Origin of the sequence: Shewanella halifaxensis HAW-EB4 (assembly GCF_000019185.1) — a bacterium.
GTDB classification, from domain to species: Bacteria; Pseudomonadota; Gammaproteobacteria; order Enterobacterales; family Shewanellaceae; genus Shewanella; species Shewanella halifaxensis.
The window spans coordinates 2021139-2042462 of record NC_010334.1 but is presented as its reverse complement, the minus strand read 5'-3'; the positions used below and the strand labels follow the sequence as shown (position 1 = coordinate 2042462).

At 43.5% G+C, this 21324-nt stretch carries 15 protein-coding genes and 7 tRNA genes; 4 read left to right on the top strand and 18 right to left on the bottom strand.

Going from position 1 to position 21324, the window contains the following annotated elements:
* Window positions 1–9 precede the first annotated feature (9 nt).
* Entirely contained in the window at window positions 10–1299 is a 1290-nt protein-coding gene (locus SHAL_RS08830) for an NAD(P)/FAD-dependent oxidoreductase (protein ID WP_012276803.1), read from the bottom strand.
* Between the two features lie 330 nt (window positions 1300–1629).
* On the opposite strand from SHAL_RS08830, the gene SHAL_RS08825 reads away from it, so the two are divergent.
* Window positions 1630–1962: a hypothetical protein gene (locus tag SHAL_RS08825; RefSeq protein WP_012276802.1), complete on the top strand. Its 333-nt coding sequence runs from the start codon at window positions 1630–1632 to the stop codon at window positions 1960–1962.
* A 153-nt stretch (window positions 1963–2115) separates the two neighbouring features.
* On the opposite strand, the gene SHAL_RS08820 is transcribed toward SHAL_RS08825, so the two are convergent.
* Window positions 2116–5544: a PAS domain-containing hybrid sensor histidine kinase/response regulator gene (locus SHAL_RS08820; protein ID WP_012276801.1), complete on the bottom strand. Its 3429-nt coding sequence runs from the start codon at window positions 5542–5544 to the stop codon at window positions 2116–2118.
* A 174-nt stretch (window positions 5545–5718) separates the two neighbouring features.
* On the opposite strand from SHAL_RS08820, the gene acs reads away from it, so the two are divergent.
* From acs to SHAL_RS08805, 3 genes are all read left to right on the top strand, one after another.
* Window positions 5719–7671, top strand: coding sequence for an acetate--CoA ligase (acs, locus tag SHAL_RS08815; protein ID WP_012276800.1), 1953 nt, complete (start codon window positions 5719–5721; stop codon window positions 7669–7671).
* Window positions 7672–7852: 181 nt separating this feature from the next.
* Window positions 7853–9595, top strand: coding sequence for a DNA repair helicase RadD (gene radD, locus SHAL_RS08810; protein ID WP_012276799.1), 1743 nt, complete (start codon window positions 7853–7855; stop codon window positions 9593–9595).
* Between the two features lie 96 nt (window positions 9596–9691).
* Window positions 9692–9958, top strand: coding sequence for a GrxA family glutaredoxin (locus tag SHAL_RS08805; RefSeq protein ID WP_012276798.1), 267 nt, complete (start codon window positions 9692–9694; stop codon window positions 9956–9958).
* Window positions 9959–10022: 64 nt separating this feature from the next.
* Here the strand turns inward: SHAL_RS08805 and SHAL_RS08800 are convergent, their stop codons facing one another.
* From SHAL_RS08800 to SHAL_RS08725, 16 genes are all read right to left on the bottom strand, one after another.
* Window positions 10023–11183, bottom strand: a complete 1161-nt coding sequence (locus tag SHAL_RS08800) for a DcaP family trimeric outer membrane transporter (protein ID WP_012276797.1) — start codon at window positions 11181–11183, stop codon at window positions 10023–10025.
* Between the two features lie 1112 nt (window positions 11184–12295).
* Window positions 12296–12371 (bottom strand) — tRNA-Lys (locus SHAL_RS08795).
* Window positions 12372–12429: 58 nt separating this feature from the next.
* Window positions 12430–12505 (bottom strand) — tRNA-Lys (locus tag SHAL_RS08790).
* A gap of 195 nt (window positions 12506–12700) precedes the next feature.
* Window positions 12701–12776, bottom strand: a tRNA-Lys gene (locus SHAL_RS08785).
* A gap of 58 nt (window positions 12777–12834) precedes the next feature.
* A tRNA-Lys gene (locus tag SHAL_RS08780) sits at window positions 12835–12910 on the bottom strand.
* 58 nt (window positions 12911–12968) lie between these two features.
* Window positions 12969–13044, bottom strand: a tRNA-Lys gene (locus SHAL_RS08775).
* 58 nt (window positions 13045–13102) lie between these two features.
* Window positions 13103–13178 (bottom strand) — tRNA-Lys (locus tag SHAL_RS08770).
* 58 nt (window positions 13179–13236) lie between these two features.
* Window positions 13237–13312, bottom strand: a tRNA-Lys gene (locus tag SHAL_RS08765).
* Between the two features lie 193 nt (window positions 13313–13505).
* Window positions 13506–14231, bottom strand: a complete 726-nt coding sequence (gene ybgF, locus SHAL_RS08760; RefSeq protein WP_012276796.1) for a tol-pal system protein YbgF — start codon at window positions 14229–14231, stop codon at window positions 13506–13508.
* Between the two features lie 24 nt (window positions 14232–14255).
* Window positions 14256–14795 carry a peptidoglycan-associated lipoprotein Pal gene (gene pal / locus SHAL_RS08755; RefSeq protein WP_012276795.1) on the bottom strand — a complete coding sequence of 180 codons (540 nt, stop codon included), beginning with the start codon at window positions 14793–14795 and terminating at the stop codon, window positions 14256–14258.
* 24 nt (window positions 14796–14819) lie between these two features.
* Window positions 14820–16142: a Tol-Pal system beta propeller repeat protein TolB gene (tolB, locus tag SHAL_RS08750; protein ID WP_012276794.1), complete on the bottom strand. Its 1323-nt coding sequence runs from the start codon at window positions 16140–16142 to the stop codon at window positions 14820–14822.
* A gap of 9 nt (window positions 16143–16151) precedes the next feature.
* Complete coding sequence (gene tolA / locus SHAL_RS08745; RefSeq protein ID WP_012276793.1) at window positions 16152–17087, bottom strand: cell envelope integrity protein TolA; 936 nt, start codon at window positions 17085–17087, stop codon at window positions 16152–16154.
* The gene (tolR, locus tag SHAL_RS08740; RefSeq protein WP_012276792.1) at window positions 17088–17525 is read right to left on the bottom strand and encodes a protein TolR; all 438 of its coding nucleotides are present in this window, start codon (window positions 17523–17525) and stop codon (window positions 17088–17090) included.
* Window positions 17525–18214, bottom strand: a complete 690-nt coding sequence (gene tolQ / locus SHAL_RS08735; RefSeq protein ID WP_012276791.1) for a protein TolQ — start codon at window positions 18212–18214, stop codon at window positions 17525–17527. Before tolQ ends, tolR begins: the two co-directional genes overlap by 1 nt.
* The gene (gene ybgC, locus SHAL_RS08730) at window positions 18204–18602 is read right to left on the bottom strand and encodes a tol-pal system-associated acyl-CoA thioesterase (RefSeq protein ID WP_012276790.1); all 399 of its coding nucleotides are present in this window, start codon (window positions 18600–18602) and stop codon (window positions 18204–18206) included. Before ybgC ends, tolQ begins: the two co-directional genes overlap by 11 nt.
* Window positions 18603–18835: 233 nt before the next feature.
* Window positions 18836–20992 carry a prolyl oligopeptidase family serine peptidase gene (locus tag SHAL_RS08725; protein WP_012276789.1) on the bottom strand — a complete coding sequence of 719 codons (2157 nt, stop codon included), beginning with the start codon at window positions 20990–20992 and terminating at the stop codon, window positions 18836–18838.
* Between the last annotated feature and the right edge of the window lie 332 nt (window positions 20993–21324).

The following is a 21324-nucleotide window of genomic DNA, read 5'->3' as shown; positions in this document are numbered from 1 at the left end:
CAGCAAGCATTAACGAAAGTTTTCCATCACCTTGTAATACATCATGCCCAGCGCTAAAGCTTGATTTCCAAACCACTCATTAAGTGGAATACGAAAATGGGGCATCTGTGCAAACAAGTCAAACTCTTGTAGCTCTCCAACTACGGCGCTCGCCATGACTTCTCCCATAATATGAGATGTCGCCACCCCATGACCTGAATAACCTTGGCAATAAAAAACATTCTTCGAAACCTTACCTAACTGAGGGATCCGATTAAGCACAATGCCCGCCATACCAGTCCATTCAAACTCAATGTCTACACCTTTAAGTTGCGGAAAGGTACGCTCGATAGCAGGTCTCAGCTCGAGCGCAACATTTTTTGAATCTCGACCAGAATAGTTAGTTCCGCCGCCAAACATTAAACGGTTATCGGCTGTTAACCGGTAATAGTCGAGTACAAAGCGAGTATCATAGACGGCGACATCTTTAGGGATCAGGCTCCGCGCCAATTCTGCTGGCAACTGCGCAGTAGCACAGTTACCTAAAGATGCAGGGAACAACATTCCACGGAGTTTTTTACGGGCTAATTTATGGTACGCGTTACCTGCTAGTACTGCGCTATTGGCGACGACTTTGCCTTTATTGGTTGTCACCGTAACCAACGCACCATCGTTAATGTCGACAACTGCCGAATGCTCAAAAATTAGAGCCCCGAGACTCTCTGCCGCCCTAGCTTCACCTATGCATAAGTTTACTGAGTGTAGGTGCATATTACGCTTATTAAGCAGTCCACCGTGATAAAGGGGTGTATTTAGGTGCTGTGAGAGTTCTTCTTTATTCAACATTGACAACTCAGCTTCCATGCCTCGTTTGCAGCCCTCAGAATAAGTCTTTTCTAGCTCTTTTAAATGGCTCGCTTTGTATGCGGTATGAATGTGACCAAATTTTAAATCACAGTCGATATTATATTTATTAACGCGTTCTTTAATGATCTCATGCCCGCGCCAGCGCATATTCCAAACATATTGCTCAGCATCAGTGCCTAGACAATTCCTAAGTTGCTTTGTCATGGCTTCATCGCCTGACAAGCTACCAGTAACTTGCCCACCATTACGCCCAGTGGCTCCCCAGGCAATTTTATTCGCTTCTAAAACCGCAACCTTGTACCCCTTCTCTGACAGCTCTAGCGCTGTGGCGACACCGGTAAAACCACCACCAATGATCACCACATCCACTCTGATCTCTTGTTCTAACTCGGGATAATCGGTTTCTTTATTAATAGTTGCATTGTAATAGGAGTCACAGCGTGGTTCGGACATATCCATTCCTTATGAGTAATCAGTTACTTCTTGTTTTATATTTTTTACAAATTTAAAGATTTGTTCAGTATATCAATCCAATTAATTAGATCAAGACCAGAAAAGCAGCGACTATAGAAAATTGAAAATTCATATTTCAGCTAAGTGAGATTGTCGCAGCCTTGCTGATAACACAGTTTACTTCCCCCTACGCAATAACTTGTCGAGATATATTTGACCGACTATCTTCAATAGTGAACTTTGAATTTACACACCAGCCAATAATGTATTGTCTAAAGCTGTGCTCGGTACTAACCGAGGATGAGATAATTACTAACCAAGGAAATTGATATGAAAAAGCTCAGTCTAGTCATGATTATTTTAGCGCTTACTGCCTGTGCATCCTCACCTGCAACATGGAAAGGTATGTCAGAAGGAGATATTGCGGCCTGGAAGGAAATTGGTTTTAATGCAGAGCAAGCTCAAAATTGGAAACGTGCAGGATTTAACGCTGAGCAATCAGCAGATTGGAGTAAGGAAGGATTTAATTTAGAAAATGCACAAAGCTGGAAAGAGCAATCATTTACTCCAGAACAAGCCAAAAGCTGGAAGATCAGTGGCTTTGATCTAGATACGGCACTTGAATCACGCGATCAAGGACTCACTCCTGTAAAAGTAGAGTAAATTTTACTTAAATTGAGTCACTACAACTAACATGCGGTTATATAGCCCTCAATATTACCCACAACAGTGCGTCTAACGACTGTGGTTTCTCGTTGCGAGTTGTGAATAAACAAAGGTACGTAATTGCGCACCTTTGTTTGATAAAATAAGCCACTAAGTCTTTTTAACCAGACTTGAAATTAGTGCCCTCAATGCAGCAGGTTTAACCATTTTCGCCATATAGTGATAACCCCGCTTATGCATGTCATCAATCAAGTCTTTTCGTGTATTTGCTGTGATAAGTATCCCCGGCAGATGCTCGCCATATAAACCTCTAATGCCATCCATTGCATCAACGCCATTTTGGCCGTCATCTAAGTGATAGTCTGCTAACACAATATCTGGTGCGACTCCTTTAAGGCCTAACTTTATCCGCGCATCGGCTAAGTCTTTTGCACATATCACTTCGCATTGCCAGCGACTCAGTAAGCTTTCTAATCCAGCAAGAATCGCCTCTTCGTTGTCAATACACAACACCTTCACCCCCGCAAGTGGTTGAAGTAATGACTGAACTTTCTTTGGAATAGGTGCAGTGTTCTTCTCTCCTAGTGGCACTATTATCGAAAACACCGAACCTTTTCCAAGCTCTGAGCTCACATTTATATCATGGGATAGCACTCGACTAATTCTGTCGGCAATAGCTAGACCAAGACCTAAACCACTGACACTTTTACTCTCAGGATTGTCTAAACGTTTAAACTCTTTGAAGATCTCAGTCGTTTCGCTTTCATCAATACCGCAGCCAGTATCAATAACTTGGATCTCAAGCTCAGAGCCTCTGCGGCGACAGCCTAGTAGCACTCGATTGCCCTTGGCATATCGATAAGCGTTAGTGAGAAAGTTTTGCAGTACACGGCGCAACAAACTCTGATCTGAGTTAATCGTTACCGAACAGGAGACAAAACAAAACTTAATCAGGCAATCTTTAGACATAGCATCAAATTCAACGGCTAAACCATCAAGTAAGTCGGCTATTGCAAAGTCGCGTCGATTCACCTCCACCATGCCTGAATCAAGCTTAGAGATATCGAGCAGATCCGTTAGTAATTCGCCAGCGATTTTAAGAGAGCTATTGACATGATTAAGAGTGGTTTTTCCCTCTTGGTCAAGGTTCGGATATTGCGATAAAGAAGCGGTAAATAACCTAGCGGCATTTAGTGGCTGCATCAAGTCATGGCCGACAGCAGCAAGAAATCGACTCTTTGACGCATTCGCCATCTCCTCTTGCGCTTTAGCTTCGAGTAACTTGCTATTAAGCAGGGCTAGCTCATAAGTACGCTCTTTAACTCTAGCCTCTAATGTTTCATTGGCCTCCTGCAGCGCTTCAGCTTGCAGGCGATACTGAGTGATGTCGGTAAAGTTCATTACAAAGCCGCCGCCGGGCATCGGATTACCTTGGATCTTAATCACTTTACCGTCTTTACGTTGCCTTTCTGATACATGAGGAGTGCCGTTACGCATATGCTGCACACGTTTCTCAACTTGTGCTTCTATATCCCCTTCTCCACAATATCCTCGCTCAGCGTTAAAGCGCACGACATCACTAATAGGCATACCTGAGTGTAAGAAATTATCCGGATAACCATATAGCTCGGCGTACTTGTAATTCCATGCAACCAAATTGAGGTCTTTGTCTACCACACTCATGCCTTCATAGGCGTGCTCAATGGCCCCACGCAGCATATCTTGACTTAAGATAACTTTAGATGAGGCTTCATCAACTAGACTGAACACTTCATCTAATGCTAGATCGCGACCTTGCAAGACTGAGTCAAGTACCAGTGATGCACTCGAAGCCCCTAAAACCCCCGCTAACATATGCTCGGTATGAGCGATAAGTTCTGGCGGTGCCACCTTATGCCAGCTATCACTTTTTACCGCATCTTCTGAAAATGCAGAAAAGCTCTCATAGGCGCGTGTAGGGCTCACAAACCGACTAGCAAGAATTAATAAATCTTGTTGCGAGACGGGGGCACTCTTGCGATTGATATCTTTTTTAAGCTCACCTGGAGCAACAAAAGCGCTTGCTTGCATGCGTTCGGCGACGCCTGCTCTAAACCAGACTGAACCCAGTATATAGCAGGCACAGTTTGCTAGTAAGGCAATCAAAATATCACGCACATTGGGGGTAATTGATTCAAGTACTGCAAATTCGGTCGCCATGATCGCCGGCGAATTCACCGCGCCTTGCAGCAATATATAGCACCAACACCCAAAACCAACCGCGAGCCCTAAAAACACCCCACTGCGATTACCGTGTTTCCAATACATACCGCCAATAAGCGCAGGTGCAAGCTGCGCAAAAGCGCCAAACGACAGCATGCCTAACGATGACAGGGAGTCATTGTCCATAAACGATAAGTAGCTAAAATACCCTCCCCCCAAAATGAGCATAATCGCCAGACGACGGGCATTTAGTAGTAACTGAGAAAACTGACTGAAATTTCGCGCTTTAATTTGGCCTGTACGCAGCATTAATGGCACTAACCATTCATTACTGACCATAACGCTAATGGTCACCACCGCAACAATCACCATGCCCGTCGCAGCAGAAAGAGTGCCCAATAATGCAACCACCGCTAACCAAGGTTGATTAAGTGCAAGAGGTAAGTTGATCACATAGGTGTCGGCAGCGATAGCATCGCCCAGCAATATCTTTCCCGCCAGAGCAAGCGGCGCGACAAACATACCGAATAACAGCAGATAGAGTGGAAATAGCCAACGTGCTTTTAATATGGAGCGCTCATTTTCACACTCCACCATCATCACATGAAACTGACGCGGCATACATAAAAATGCTGCCATACCCACCAATAACTCCGGCATTAAAGATTCGAGACGAATATTTGGCTTGTTAATTAATTCACGCTCTGTAGCTTGCTGCCAGATATCACCAAAACCATCGAACACGCCAAAACTAATAACAATACCCACCAGCAAGAATGCACCTAGTTTAACTAACGATTCGAAAGCGATGGCTAGCATCATTCCAGGATTATGTTCTGTTGCATCGAGCTTTCGAGTACCAAATAATATGGCAAAAACTGCCAATATTGCTGTGATAATCAGAGAGACTTTTGCGCCACTAAACAGTGCGCCATCGGGTTGAAAGAGGTTGAGACTAAACACCATCGCTTTAAGCTGCAGTGCAATATAGGGCATGATCCCAAAGAGGGCAATCAAGGTCACTATAGCGGCAAGTAACTGAGATTTTCCGTATCTAGCGGCAATAAAATCCGCTACAGAGGTGATATTCTGTGCCTTAGACACGATCACCATCTTACGTAGCAAACTAAAACCAAAGGTAAAGATGAGAATGGGACCGATAAAGATAGGTAGGAATGACCATAAATCTTGAGCGGATTGACCGACAGTGCCAAGAAAACTCCATGATGAACAGTAAACGGCAAGGCTTAAGCCATAGATCCAAGTCTGGATCCGTTTAGTGATCCCACTGAACCAACGCTCCGCGCCCCAAGCGAGAAGAAACAGTAACAACACATAAACGATGGCAATGGTGCCAACCAAAACAGTCAAATTCATAGGATTCTCTTTTTTTAAACTATTTTGCGGCAAAAAAGCAATGAAATCCAGCCGAATTAAAATTACAAGCAACTAAAAAATAAGGAAAATATTTTACTAGACCAAGGTCTAATAGAGAAACCCCCCTCTCCCAATCCATACTCAACTTACGCATTATTAGATAAGGGAAGCCCAATGAGCACGCAGTCTCTCTATAAAGTTCCAAGTGAAATCGCTGCAAACGCACTTGTAAACGATGAACAATATAAAAAAATGTACCAGGAGTCGATTGTAAACCCTGAAGGTTTCTGGAGAGAACACGGCAACCGTATCGACTGGATAAAGCCCTTTACTAAGGTAAAGAAAACCTCTTTCGATGACCACAACTTATTTATTAAGTGGTTCTACGATGGCACGCTTAACGCGTCTGCAAACTGTTTAGATAGACACCTAGAAAACAATGCCGATAAGCTGGCCATTATTTGGGAAGGTGATGACGCTAAAGATCAGCGTACGCTGACTTACGGCCAATTACATACGCAAGTCTGTAAATTTGCTAATGCACTGCGTAGCCAAGGTGTACGCCGTGGTGACGTCGTCACTATATACATGCCTATGGTACCTGAAGCGGCTGTTGCTATGCTTGCATGTGCCCGTATTGGTGCCATTCACTCTGTTGTCTTTGGTGGTTTCTCACCCGACTCGATTGCCTCACGTGTGATTGACGGTAATTCAAAAGTGGTTATCACGGCCGATGAAGGTGTGCGTGCTGGTCGTATCATTCCACTTAAAGCCAATATCGATGAAGCCCTTTCTCATCCTGATGTAAACTGCGTTGAAAAAGTCATCGTGATGAAACGCACGGGTGGAGATATCAACTGGGTTGAAGGTCGTGATATCTGGTGGGACTCCTTAATGGATACTGCATCAGAGCATTGCATTGCTGAAGAGATGGGCGCAGAAGATCCGCTGTTCCTGCTCTATACATCAGGCTCAACTGGTAACCCTAAAGGTGTGCTTCATACCACGGGTGGTTACATGGTTTACGCAGCCATGACCCACGAATATGTATTCGATTACAAAGAGAATGAAGTTTATTGGTGTACGGCAGATGTAGGCTGGATCACCGGTCACTCTTACATGGTTTACGGACCACTAGCCAATGGCGCAACAGTGCTTATTCATGAAGGCGTACCAAACTATCCAAGCCCAGCCCGTTTAGGTGAGATGGTTGACCGTCATAAAGTAAACATTCTTTATACGGCTCCAACGCTTATTCGCGCACTAATGGCTGAAGGAAAAGAGCAGTTTGCAGGCTTTGATGGTAGCTCACTGCGGATTATGGGCTCGGTGGGTGAGCCTATTAATCCTGAAGCTTGGCGCTGGTATAACGATGTTATTGGTCATGAGAAATGCCCAATTGTTGATACTTGGTGGCAAACGGAAACTGGCGGGATTTTGATTAGCCCACTGCCAGGTGCAACGGATACCAAACCAGGCTCTGCAACCCGTCCATTCTTTGGCGTACAACCAGCACTTGTCGATAATATGGGTAATATCGTTGACGGTGCTAGCGAAGGTAACTTAGTTATCTTAGATTCTTGGCCGGGGCAGATGCGTACCGTATTTGGCGATCACGACCGATTCGTACTGACTTACTTTAAAACATTTAGAGGCATGTACTTTACCGGTGATGGTGCTAAGCGTGACGAAGACGGTTACTACTGGATCACCGGACGTGTCGATGATGTGATTAACGTATCGGGTCACCGTTTAGGTACCGCTGAAGTTGAAAGTGCATTAGTTGCTCACGAGTTCGTAGCAGAGGCTGCTGTTGTAGGTTATCCGCACGATATTAAGGGACAAGGGATCTACGCCTATGTCACCTTGACCAAAGGGTCGGTTGAAACCGAAGAGCTGCGCCAAGAGTTAAGACAATGGGTAAGAAAAGAGATTGGTGCCCTTGCGACCCCAGATCTTATCCAGTGGGCAGGCGGTTTACCTAAAACACGCTCGGGCAAAATTATGCGCCGTTTCCTACGCAAGATTGCGGCTAATGAGGTCAGCAACTTAGGTGACTCTTCGACACTCGCGGATCCTGCCGTTATCGATACACTGATTGAGACGCGTCTTAATCGTAGCGAATAAACATATACGCAAGATATTAAGTTCTACAGTTTGACTCCCTAGCCCCTCACAGAGGGGCTTTTTTTGTCCCATTTTTACCTCAAACACGACAAAAAAAGGATTCGCCGATATTTTACTTACCGCATCGAAGCAAATATGGGATCATTTACTCAATAGAATCGTTTTTAATTAGGTTAGTTTCGTGCAACTGAGAGATTATCAACAACAATCTGTTGACGCCGCTATTAGTCACTTTAGAGCAAGTTCAGACTCGGCTGTTTTGGTGCTGCCTACGGGCGCGGGTAAGAGTATTGTCATTGCCGAGCTGGCCAGAATCGCCAAAGGGCGAGTGTTAGTCCTTACGCACGTTAAAGAGCTGGTTGCTCAAAATGCCGAAAAAGTTGGCCTGCTTACCACAAAAGCTCAAATCTACTCAGCTGGACTCAATCAAAAATCTACCGACGGCAAAACGGTTGTCGCCAGTATTCAATCAGCGGTAAAACAACCGAGCCAATTTGATGAGCCATACAGCTTGGTGATTATTGATGAATGTCACCGTGTTAGCCCTGATAAAGATAGCCAATATCAGCAACTACTCACTCATTTGAAGTCTAAAAATAGTCGTATTAGATTACTTGGGCTAACCGCAACGCCCTACCGACTCGATTTTGGTTGGATATATCGCCATCACTACCACGGAAAAATTGGCAATACAGACAAGCCAGTATTTGAAAAGTGCATATTCGAACTGCCGATGCGCCCACTGATTAAACAGGGTTTTTTAAGTCAACCTAAAATGTTTGATGGGCTCAGTGCTCAATATGATTTTAGTGAGCTAACGGCATCGGCAACGGGCGAATACAATGAAAAAGAAGTGAACTCCATTCTCAACCATTGTGGCCGCGCAACCACAGCTATCGTTAAACAGTTAATTGCCCTTGGGGAACATCGTCAGGGGATCATTATTTTTGCCGCCACGGTTAAGCATGCCGAAGAGATAGTCCTAAGGCTCGCGGGAGAGGCTGTTGCGTTGATCACGGCAAAAACCTCACGAGATGACCGAGACCGTCTTATCGGCGAGTTTAAGGAAAAAAACATTAAGTTTTTGGTCAACGTTGCGGTGTTAACAACAGGATTTGACGCTCCTCATGTCGATCTTATTGCCATACTGCGCCCTACCGCCTCTGTTAGCTTATTTCAGCAGATGGTTGGCCGAGGTCTAAGAATAGATAAAAACAAGGCTGAGTGTCTTGTCATTGATTATGCAGCCAACGGCTACGACCTCTTCTATCCAGAAGTTGGCCAACCTAAACCTAATAGCAAATGCAAGCCAGTACAAGTACATTGCCCGGTCTGCAATTTTGCCAATATCTTTTGGGGCTTAACTGATAACGATGGTGACATTATCGAGCATTTTGGTCGCCGCTGTCAGGCGCTAATAGAAAGAGATGGGCGCAAAACACAATGCGATTTCCGTTTTCGCTCTAAGGCTTGCCCTAATTGCGGTGAAGAAAACGATATTGCCGCCAAAGTCTGTCACCACTGCCAGGCAATTCTAGTCGATCCTGATAAGCGCTTAAAAGAGGTCTTACAGCAGAAGCATCACCACCTGTTTAAGTGTCAAAGTATGGTTCTCGAACCTGAAGCTGAACGTTTGGTTGTGAGATATATCGATCTTGATGGCAATGATTTTTGCCGCTACTTCAAGATGCAAACTCCGGCACAAATTCGCGCGCTGTTTGCCTTGTTCATTTTCCCCCACAGCCGTACGCCTGGCATAAAACATAAGAAATACCAAACACCAAAACAACTCTGTGACGATGCGACACTGTTTAGAAACCCAGATCTGTTATTACTGAAAAAAGGAAAGAAAGGCTGGGAGCTGATGGAAACAATATTTGATTATAAAGGGCGATATCAAACCGAAAAATCACATTTTGAGTAAAAACCAGTAAATCGATTAACACGAATTCAAATATCGATTAGAACAATTGCAATGGCTATGATATAAAGTGTTCAAGCTAAAACTGAGGAAGCTATCATGTTTGTTGTAATTTTCGGTCGTCCAGGTTGTCCTTATTGTGTCCGCGCAGTACAAGTTGCTGAGCAACTCACAGAAAAGCGCGATGACTTTAAATTTAAGTACGTAGACATTCACGCTGAAGGGATCAGTAAAGCTGATCTAGAAAAAACAGTAGGCAAGCCAGTTGAAACTGTGCCACAAATCTTTGTTGATCAAGAGCACGTTGGTGGTTGCACTGAGTTTGAACAATATGTAAGAGACAACGAATTAATGCCTGCTGCATAAGTAACATACTCAGTCCATTATAAAAAAGGAGGCCAAGGCCTCCTTTTTATTTGCGTTAGATTAACTACAGCACGTACTTCATTGAAAATATCACACGATTTAACTCGCCATCCATACCGTTCTCTTTGGTGTTTTTCGCATACATATATTCAACCCCTACCGTTAACGGCTTAACGGGTGAGTAAAGCAGGTTAATGTAACCAGAGTAAGAATCTTTATTGACGTTATTACCAATTAGGTTAACGTTATTCTCTGCTTTAAAGCCAGAACCAGTAATACTCGTTCTCCACTTATCATTCCACCAATGACGATATGAGATAAATCCACCATAGGACTCGATAGTCTCAATGTCTCCATTAGCATCGAGTACACCGGCATTGACATAGTTAAGTGCCATATAACGCCCTAACCCTTCTCCGTAAGTTGCTGACATTTTGATATCATCCTGCCCAACAGGAATTACACCTGTGAAGCTCACACCATAACCAAGCTCTGAGGAGTCGATGGGGTTGGCGGTATCTTTATTCATGTCAACATTTAGCTGACGCGCGATACCAGCAAACGTAAACGCCATTCCGCCCTCAGTCTTCATGTTATAGCGAGCAACAAAGTCTGGAACCATGCCACTACCACTCGTAATACGACTACCTGTTGGATCTCGATACCCATTTACAGTTGTTTCAGGGTTCTCAACTGAGAACTGGAAGCCACCATTGGTGTACCTAACCATTGTTTGACGCACAAATGGCGTACCTTCAGCAGCGCCAACAAAGTCTAAGTTCTCAGGTAACGCACCTGGATTTTGGAAGGTGGTCCACATTTGGCCTGCAGCCCAATTGTCGAAACTGACAAATGCTTGACGAATGCGTGGCGAATAACTATTTGATACGCGCTCATTTCCATCTGTATGAGTCATAAAATCAAGTTCAATAAAACCTGTAAGCTTATGGCCGTCGAGATCGGTAGATGTTTTGAAGTTAAAACGCGATTCTCTAGCTTGAAAGTCGACTACCTGCTTACCATTACTCGGATCACCATATATCGTACCAGGCACATAGAATTGGCGAGATAAACTACCCGACCCCGGTGCGCCATTGCTGTAATCACTGAACATCACATCAGCTTTTACATAACCACCAAATTTAAACTCAGTATCAGCTTGGACACCGAAGCTCATTGCCGCAATCGTTGCCGCACCTATTAGCGTTAACTTTGCTTGTTTCATTCCCTTTCTCCCTGATATTTTTATTATCCATACAAAATATGACCGAGTTAACAACTCGACAACATTAGCAATAGGTCTATCAGACCAAGGTAGAACATATATCACTAATTAATCATATTCGCATTTAACGAATAGAATATTAGTAAAGAATGACGCAAAGTGTTAATTCTAGATAAGAAATTGATTCACATTATTGAAAATAAAAATAATGACATTACAGCTATCAACATGGAAACTAAACTTCCACCATCATAAAACGAACCGTAAACACATAAAAATCATAAACTTATAAGCACAAAAACATTTCCCACTTACTTTTGCCATATAAAGAATTCTTATTCAATTTAATTCCGCTCCAACCTAATTATCCCCCTTATACTCCACTTAATTGCTATATAAAGAGCCAATCACTCTCCTTCACATTAGCTTGCTAAATTCGGCTACACGGAAAATAAAAACAGGCGTTAATCTCAAAATACTAAACTCGAACAGATAAAAATAGTGCAGAAATGAGTTACTAAGTTTGATGTTAGCTATAAATTTATAGGTAATCCAAAAAGTCTTTGTTCTTGGTATTGAGTCATGAAGGAGCCTAAGCTTCGACCAATATGGAGGTTAACTGCAAAGCTTACTGCATGATCAATAACAAACTGTACTGAGCTAATGACACGTATTAAATACTGAGTGTAGTCATATTAGATGAGTAAATGAGATATTCAGAAATTATTGAGGAAAACTAAATTGAGAAAAACTAAATTGAGGAAAACTAAGAAGTGATGGTGCGTAAAGGATTCGAACCTTCGACCAATGCGGACGTTAACAGCAAAGCCAACTGCATGATCAATAACAAACTGTACTGAGCTAACGACACGTATTAAATACTGAGTGAAGTCATATTAAATGAGTAAATAAGATATTCAGAAATTATTGAGAAAAACTAAATTGAGGAAAGCTAAATTGAGGAAAGCTAAGAAGTGGCGGGCTGTGAAGGATTCGAACCTTCAACCAATGTGGTAGTTAAGAGTAAAGCCAACTGCGCTCTTATTAAAAAGCATCGACTTAGCTAATATCTCACTAACTTACCTCTACTTGTTTAATCACTTGTAGAAAAGTGGTGGGCTGTGAAGGATTCGAACCTTCGACCAATTGGTTAAAAGCCAACTGCTCTACCGACTGAGCTAACAGCCCCTCTGGTATTACGTCTCTGAATTCATCTGCTTTACAAGCAAATCCACTTTCAGAAAAGTGGTGGGCTGTGAAGGATTCGAACCTTCGACCAATTGGTTAAAAGCCAACTGCTCTACCGACTGAGCTAACAGCCCCTCTGGTATTACGTCTCTGAATTCATTTGCTTTACAAGCAAACCCACTTTCAGAAAAGTGGTGGGCTGTGAAGGATTCGAACCTTCGACCAATGTGGTAGTTAAGAGTAAAGCCAACTGCGCTCTTATTAAAAAGCATCGACTGAGCTAATATCTCATTAACTTACCTCTACTTGTTTAATCACTTGTAGAAAAGTGGTGGGCTGTGAAGGATTCGAACCTTCGACCAATTGGTTAAAAGCCAACTGCTCTACCGACTGAGCTAACAGCCCCTCTGGCATTACGTCTCTGAATTCATTTGCTTTACAAGCAAACCCACTTTCAGAAAAGTGGTGGGCTGTGAAGGATTCGAACCTTCGACCAATTGGTTAAAAGCCAACTGCTCTACCGACTGAGCTAACAGCCCCTCTGGTATTACGTCTCTGAATTCATTTGCTTTACAAGCAAACCCACTTTCAGAAAAGTGGTGGGCTGTGAAGGATTCGAACCTTCGACCAATTGGTTAAAAGCCAACTGCTCTACCGACTGAGCTAACAGCCCCTCTGGTATTACGTCTCTGAATTCATCTGCTTTACAAGCAAATCCACTTTCAGAAAAGTGGTGGGCTGTGAAGGATTCGAACCTTCGACCAATTGGTTAAAAGCCAACTGCTCTACCGACTGAGCTAACAGCCCCTCTGGTATTACGTCTCTGAATTCATCTGCTTTACAAGCAAATCCACTTTCAGAAAAGTGGTGGGCTGTGAAGGATTCGAACCTTCGACCAATTGGTTAAAAGCCAACTGCTCTACCGACTGAGCTAACAGCCCCTCTGGTATTGCTAACGCCTTTTCCTTGTAGGATAGATAACTAACTTACTCGGTTAAGATGCCCTCAAACGACTGTGTCGCTCTGAGGGCGCCTATAATACCTTTTTCACATTCGCATGCAAGTGCAATTTTCCCATTTCCCCTCGTTTGCCTGAAAAACAATCTAAGAGATTGTTTTCTGAATAAATCAGCATCAAAGTGATGAAAGTTGCTGCAACGCGATTCTTGCTGCGGCGCTATTAGCATATTCCTGAGTAACTTTTAGGTAATAAGCCTTTGCTTTAGCCTTATCACCTGTTTTTTCTGCGATCATGCCAAGCTTGACTAGACTTTCACCACGCTTACCTGAATCTTTGTATTTTTCAACAACTGTCGTGAATGCTTTTGAAGCGCCAACAAATTCACTCTTATTATAAAGTAGCTGCCCTAGCCAGTAATTTGCATTAGGCGCATAGCTTGAATTTGGGTAACTCTCAATAAATTGAGCGAAAGCCGGAATAGCAGCTTCATACTTTTTATCTTTCAGCACCAAATTTACGGCTTGCTCATAGCTAGCCGTTTCACCAAGACTCGAAGAGCCAGTTGATGATGAACTTGCAGTGTTTACGGCAACAGGCACAACAGCTTTTGTAGACAGATTTGCTATATCTTCATATAGCTGACGTTGTCTTTGCAGCATCTGCTCTATTTGGTAAGACTGCTGCTCACTCAAACCACGTAGATCCAATACTTCTTGTTGCAAAGTTTCTAAACGCTGCTGCATTTGAAATTCGCTTTGCTGCTTAGCTTTTATGACTCGTTCTAAACGAGCTACTCTATCATCAGTAGAGCCACCAGCAATATCCTCAACTGGAGCAGGTGCTGCATATGCAGAACCTGCCACAAGGATTATTGCCGCAGATAAAACGGCGTGTTTCATAAGGTAAACCTTTTACCTGTAAAATTAATAAACAAGTACAGCACGACGGTTTTTAGCAAAACCTTCATCGCTACGAGTGAAATCCATTGGTTTCTCTTCGCCATAACTCACAACACTCATCTGGCTAGGCTGTACACCCATGCCTTGTAAGTACTTAGCGACGGCTTTAGCACGGCGCTCACCAAGTGCAATGTTATATTCTGGCGTACCGCGCTCATCAGCGTGTCCTTCAATCATCACGCGAACATTTGGGTGTTCAACTAAGTAATCACCGTGAGCACTTAAAACTTCAGCAAACTGCTGAGAAACTGAACTACGGTCAAAATCAAAATAGATGATGTGTTCTTTTCTCAACTCTTGGTACTTAAGGCGTTGCTGCTCTTCAGGAGTCAATACAGGTGCTACGCCACCAGTTTCTACACCATTGTTTGCATATTCACTCGATGAAGATGACTCAGTTGAACTCGTTGCATCTGTTTCAGACTCAGAAGTCGAGCTACATGCACTGATAGCCATAATAGGAAGTACGACTAACATGGCTTTAAATAGCTTATTCAGATCCATTTTTTAAATCCTTAATCTTTTTAGTTAGAGAAATGGTGACCAAGATGGTGATTTAACTTCACCCTGCCCAACGGGCAATCTTGCTTTAAAACGTCCATCCATAGAAACCGCAGCTAACACCTGCTTGCCTTGGTATGTTGTTCCGTAAATAACCATGGTGCCATTTGGCGCCACGCTTGGAGATTCATCTAATCGCGTGCTGGTTAACACTTGCATAAAGCGAGTCTCTAGATCCATGCGGGCAATATTAAACTTACCATTGGTGCGATTTACAAAAATAATGCTGCGCCCATCAGGTGCAATAGAACCGCCAAGATTCCACTCACCTTCGAAGGTTAAACGGGAAATCTTACCTGAATCTAAGAAAACACGATATAGCTGAGGGCGACCGCCGCGCTCAGAGGTGATAAGTAATGACTTACCATCAGGGAACCAAGATGGCTCGGTGTCAATCGCATAATGGTTAGTGACACGTTTGATAGCCTTTGTCGCGATATCAACCACGTAAACCTCAGGCTGACCATCTTTAGAAAGTGTAACCGCTAGTTTTTTACCATCAGGAGAAAAAACGGGCGCGCCATTAATACCATCGAAGCTGGTAACATTAGTCCGTTGCTGAGTATAGATGTTTTGTACATAGATCTCCGCTTTACGATTTTCAAAACTGACATACGCAAGACGCTGACCATCCGGAGACCAAGAAGGAGACATCAATGGTTCAGGAGAGCGCAGTAACATCTGTTCGTTATAACCGTCATAGTCACTAATCATCAACTTATAAGGAGATTTCTCACCATGGTTAACAACGACATAGGCGATACGAGTTAAGAACGCCCCACGAATACCTGTAAGCTTTTCGTAAACAACGTCACTAATGCGGTGACCATATTGACGGAACTGCGCCGCGGTAATAATCGTTTCCCGGCTATCAATTACCAAATCTTGTGCCGACTGCGAGTCAGGTTGAAGCTGCGCTTTAACTAAATCGATTAACTCAAAGCTCACTAAATACTTATCGCCGCCATAAGGCTTAATCGACCCCATGACTACGGCTTCAGCAGGCTGGGTCATCCAAGCGGAAGCATTAAATTGCGCCAAGGTACTAATACCACGCTGTGGTAAACTCAGCTCATCAGCTGGGCTAAAGGTTCCGCTTCGAGCTAAATCTGACATCACAACATCAGAGATCTGAGATGGCATTGGGCCAGTACCTTGCCAAACAAAAGGGATCACAGCAATAGGTCTTGCAGCATCTATACCTTCTGTAATCACAATATCTAACGCAGCCTTTACCGGCATACTGCAAATAAGCAGGGTTACCAGCAACCATTTCCCAAAAATTTTCATATGGATCCTTTAATTGAACTCGGGTTGAACTGTTAAATTGATTTCTTTGAGCTTGTTATAAACGTCAGGCTCATTCGATACAGGTAACCTACCCGCTTTATTTATCGCCGCTTTTGTTGCGCGACAAACTACACTGTCTCCATCGAGCGTTTGGCTCGCGGTCACAAAACCATCATTAGCTAAGCGGATGAAGACTCGACAACTTTTACCTCGCATAGACTCATCAACCACTAAGTTACGTTGAATAGTCGCTCTGATCATCGAGGTATAACGTTGTACTTCATTCATGACTTGCTTATTACGGGTCTGAGAAAGTGCCGCTTGCTCAGCAGCCAATGCATCTTGCATCATCTGCTCTTGCTCACGTCTGGCTTTTTCTTCCGCTTTTCGCTTACGTTCAGCTTCGGCTTTTCGTTTTCGCTCGTCTTCGGCTTTTTTAGCTGCCGCTTCTTCAGCTTTACGTTTATCCGCTGCTTTTTTCGCTGCTTCTTCAGAGGCTTTACGTTCTTTCTCTTTCTGCTTGCGATCTGCTTCAGCCTTATCCGCTTTCTCTTTTTCCTGTTTCTGCTTTAACTGCGCCGCTTTTGCTGCGTCAGCTGCATTTTTAGTTTCAATCTCTTTTTGTTTACGCTCTTGCTCAAGTTTCTTAATTTGTGCCTGTTCGCGTTCACGCTCTTTACGTGCTTCACGCACTCGTCTATCAGCTTCATCTTGACGGGCTTTTTCTTTACGCTCAGCTTCACGTTTATCCGCTTTAAGCCTTTCAACGTGCTGCGCGACCTTTTTTTGATCCACAACCACAGCCTGCATAGCGGGGGCGCTTGCTTGTGGCTGCACTTTAGGCTTTTCTGAAAAATCCACGCCTAAAATGAGAATAATTATCACGCCAATATGAATTCCAGCTGAAATTGCAACCGGAAGGGTTAAATCTGATTTAGCCGCCACTTATTTATCCTCCGGCGAATCAGTCATTAACCCCACTGACGGCACACCAGCACCTTGCAGTGTCACCATCAACTGGATCACTTTTTCATAAGGGATTGAGCGATCGGCTTTAACTACAACTGGGCGCTCAGGTTCTAGCTGAATAATCGCGCCAACACGCACTGCGACGTCTTCCAACTCTAGAACCTCTTTAGTGCTAGAGCTACCAACATCTAAGTAATACTCACCCATGGCATCAATCGATGCAACGACAGGAGGTTTACTATCTGCTGGTAAAGATTCGGCTTGTCCTTGAGGCAAATCGACTTTCACCCCCTGGGTAACAATCGGCGCAGTCACCATGAAGATAATCAGCAGTACCAACATCACATCGATATAGGGCACCACGTTAATTTCAGCGACGGGACGACGGCGCTTCCTTTGGTAGCCTTGATGCATTATGCCTGTTCCTTCTCGCTGTATGCTTGGCGATGCAAAATGCTTGAGAACTCTTCCATAAAGTTGGCATAAGACATTTCAATCTTTTCAACTTGGGTTGAAAAACGGTTATAGGCAATAACGGCTGGAATAGCAGCAAACAGACCCATTGCCGTCGCAATCAAGGCTTCTGCAATACCTGGCGCGACCATAGCAAGGGTGGCATTTTCTACCGCGCCGAGTGCAATAAAGGAGTTCATGATCCCCCAAACCGTACCGAATAGGCCAATATAGGGGCTGGTTGAACCAATAGTCGCGAGCAAGGGTAAGTGAGTTTCGAGTTTTTCAAGTTCACGAGATAGCGACACACGCATCGCGCGATAACTGCCATCCATCACCGCTTCTGGCACCCGGCCATTTAACTTATTTAGGCGGGCGTACTCTTTAAAACCAGTTACAAACAAGGCTTCAAGACCGGTATTACTGTCTTGTCTTGCCGACAATTCTTGATAAAGCTTATTTAAATCGACACCTGACCAAAACTTATCTTCGAATTTTAAAGCATCATTTTTTGCCGCATTAAGCAGTTTACGGCGCTGAATAATGACCGCCCATGAAGCGATTGATAGACTAAGCAGAGTCAACATAACAAATTTAACCAGTAGACTTGCTTGTAAAAATAATCCAATAAAAGAAATATCAGCTTCCAACTTTAAACTCCTGCGCAATATTTTGGGGAATAGCTTGAGGTCTCATACGTGATAGCGCGATACAAGCAACCAGAATTTCTGCTTCGCAATACACGACACCTTGCTCGTCAATTAAGCGTTGTTCAAACACCAATGATGCTTTCTTAAGTTGTATGACCTTGGTTTCAACAATAAGGTTCTGTTCAAAACGCGCGGCTTTACAAAAATCTAATGCGGCACGTTTTACGACAAACGCAATATCATCTGCTAACAGAGTGCTTTGGCTCACTCCCATAGCACGCAACCATTCGGTGCGCGCTCGCTCAAAAAACTTTAGGTAATTTGAATGGTAAACAACACCACCAGCGTCAGTATCTTCATAATAAACCGAAATAGGCCAACGAAACATAAACGATAATCGCCAATCGATGAGATAAAATAGAGGCCTACTATACCTAGCCAGTATGCAATTGTGAATCTCGATATGTGATATGCGATGCGCTTCTTCATAAAATATTGTTAATCATCTTAAATGATTGTTGCATAAGCGCTCAAGCAAGCAGCACACGGAGCCTTCAGCAAACTGTTTGTCCATAAAAAAAGGAAGCCGAAGCTTCCTTTTTATCCCTAACTTAAATTGGTTTACTGACCAATTTTAGCGGGTACCTGAAGGCCAAAGTTATGCCAAAGGAAACTATAGATATCGGCGAACTCATCAATCTTCATCGAGGTCGGCTTACCCGCGCCATGACCGGCCTTTGACTCAATACGCATAATGACTGGCGCATCACCCTGCTGCTTATCTTGCATCAAGGCACCAAACTTAAAGCTATGAAGCGGCACCACGCGATCGTCATGATCGGCTGTCATTACCATCGTCGCCGGATACGCTTGCTCTTTAAGGTTATGATATGGCGAATAAGCATAAAGTGCCGGGAACTGCTCAGCATTATCGGCGCTACCGTATTCACTGGTCCAGGCCCAGCCGATGGTAAACTTTTGGAAACGTAGCATATCCAAAACGCCAACCGCTGGCAGAACAGCCGCAAATAGCTCTGGTCGTTGAGTCAGAGTCGCCCCCATCAACAAACCACCGTTACTGCGGCCATACGCGCCTAACTTAGAAGAGTTAGTATAATCATGTTCGATCAAATACTCCGCCGCCGCGTAATAATCATCAAACACATTCTGCTTTTTATCGAACATCCCCGCTTGATGCCAGCTTTCACCGTATTCAGCACCACCTCGAAGGTTTGGCACAGCATACACGCCACCCATATCCATCCAAGCGATATTCGCTGGGCTAAAGCGAGGTGTCATCGAGATGGCAAAACCGCCATAGGCGTACAACAGTGTTGGATTCTGACTATCTTTCTTTAATCCCTTCTTATAAGAGATCATCATCGGCACTTTCGTACCGTCTTTACTGGTGTAAAAAACCTGCTCAGAGGTATAATTACTAGGGTCAAAAGAGACTTGAGGCTTAGAGTAAACGGTTGACTCACCAGTTTTAAAATCAAACTTGTAGGTTGTTTGAGGCTGAGTGTAACTGTTGAAAACATAGTAGAAGTAATCTTTACTGCGCTTTCCGTAAGGGCCTGCTACCTTACCTTTGCCCGGTAAAATGACATCTTGGCGCTTATCACCATTCATGTTGTAAATCGTCAACTTGCCTAACACGTCATGTAGGTAGCTCACCACCATGTGTTCATTAATAATCGCGATGTCACTGATAGGATCATTAAGCTCAGAAATGACCGTCTTCCAATTACCTTTAGCATTATTATTCACATCAATAGCAATCACTTTGCCATTCGGTGCATTGTAATCAGTTTTGAAGTAGAACACTGATTTATTGTTACCGATAAAGCTATATTCAGCTTCTAAGTCAGGGATAAGCTCGACAACTTGAGCTTGCGGCTCCTTCAGTGACTTATAGAAGAAGCGATTTCGGCTATCTGTCCCTTGTGAGATATACAGTAATAGATAATCGCCGCTCTCTGAAACTTCGATGCCAAAACCCCAATCTTTATTCTGAGGTCTTTCATAAATTAAAGTATCTGCACTTTGCGGTGTACCTATTTTGTGAAAGTAAACTTTCTGATTGAAATTCACATCAGCTAGGGCATTGCCGCCTTCAGGAGCATCATAGCGTGCGTAATAGACTCCTGTGTTATCGTGATCCCAAACCGCACTAGAGAACTTTATCCAATCAAGTTCATCTTTAAGTTTCTTCCCCGTAGCAACATCAACAAAGTGCCATGCCTGCCAATCTGAGCCTGACTTAGAGATCCCATAGGCCAAGGTTTTGCCATCATCACTGACCGACACACCTGACAGCGCTACCGTACCATCATCCGAAAAACGGTTAGGATCGAGTACAACTCGTGCCTCGCCATCACCACTTTTAACATAGAGTACAGATTGAGCTTGCAAGCCGTCGTTTCGATAATAGAAGGTATTGTCACCCTTTTCGAACGGCGCAGAGATTTTCTCAAAATTCCAAAGTTCGGTGATACGTTCGACAATGGCCTGCTTATTTTCAATATTGGCTAGATAAGCATGACCAGCGCCCTGCTGTTCGCTAACCCATTTATGGGTCTGCTCAGACTCAACTTCTAGATAGCGATAAGGGTCTGCAACCTCTACGCCATGGATTGTTTCCACTACGCCGCCAGTATTGCTCTTAACGGTAGTCGCAGATTCTTCTATTGTCGGTTGTGACTGGCAACCTACCACAGCTAGGCCTAAGCCAATGGCTAACAAATGCTTTTTAGTTAGTATCGAGTGAATTCGCATTTTTTATCCCTGATTAACTGACTCTTATTATTTATTGAGTCTTCTGTTTTTATCGTTAAGTTATTTATAATGAGATAATCTTATTTTTATCGCTTTATCCTTAACACCTTCTTCACTGCGCACTATACAAACTAAAAAAATACATCGCAAAGTTTGTTTCAAAATTGTTTTTACTAATTAGACTTAGCAACCGTTAACAATTTAGCAGCATAGATGAATTAAATATCATGTAAAACTCAACGCGAAACGTGACAAACCCCGCAATATTAGGGTGCTTAGCATCTTTTGTCAGCAAACCAACAACCACCATGCATTAGCAAAACTAATGTTAA

Coding starts and splice junctions, on each gene's coding strand:
- SHAL_RS08830 (WP_012276803.1), bottom strand. CDS start 1,299: ATGTCCGAACCACGCTGTGACTCCTATTACAATGCAACTATTAATAAA.
- SHAL_RS08825 (WP_012276802.1), top strand. CDS start 1,630: ATGAAAAAGCTCAGTCTAGTCATGATTATTTTAGCGCTTACTGCCTGT.
- SHAL_RS08820 (WP_012276801.1), bottom strand. CDS start 5,544: ATGAATTTGACTGTTTTGGTTGGCACCATTGCCATCGTTTATGTGTTG.
- acs (WP_012276800.1), top strand. CDS start 5,719: ATGAGCACGCAGTCTCTCTATAAAGTTCCAAGTGAAATCGCTGCAAAC.
- SHAL_RS08805 (WP_012276798.1), top strand. CDS start 9,692: ATGTTTGTTGTAATTTTCGGTCGTCCAGGTTGTCCTTATTGTGTCCGC.
- SHAL_RS08800 (WP_012276797.1), bottom strand. CDS start 11,183: ATGAAACAAGCAAAGTTAACGCTAATAGGTGCGGCAACGATTGCGGCA.
- ybgF (WP_012276796.1), bottom strand. CDS start 14,231: ATGAAACACGCCGTTTTATCTGCGGCAATAATCCTTGTGGCAGGTTCT.
- pal (WP_012276795.1), bottom strand. CDS start 14,795: ATGGATCTGAATAAGCTATTTAAAGCCATGTTAGTCGTACTTCCTATT.
- tolB (WP_012276794.1), bottom strand. CDS start 16,142: ATGAAAATTTTTGGGAAATGGTTGCTGGTAACCCTGCTTATTTGCAGT.
- tolR (WP_012276792.1), bottom strand. CDS start 17,525: ATGCATCAAGGCTACCAAAGGAAGCGCCGTCGTCCCGTCGCTGAAATT.
- ybgC (WP_012276790.1), bottom strand. CDS start 18,602: ATGTTTCGTTGGCCTATTTCGGTTTATTATGAAGATACTGACGCTGGT.
- SHAL_RS08725 (WP_012276789.1), bottom strand. CDS start 20,992: ATGCGAATTCACTCGATACTAACTAAAAAGCATTTGTTAGCCATTGGC.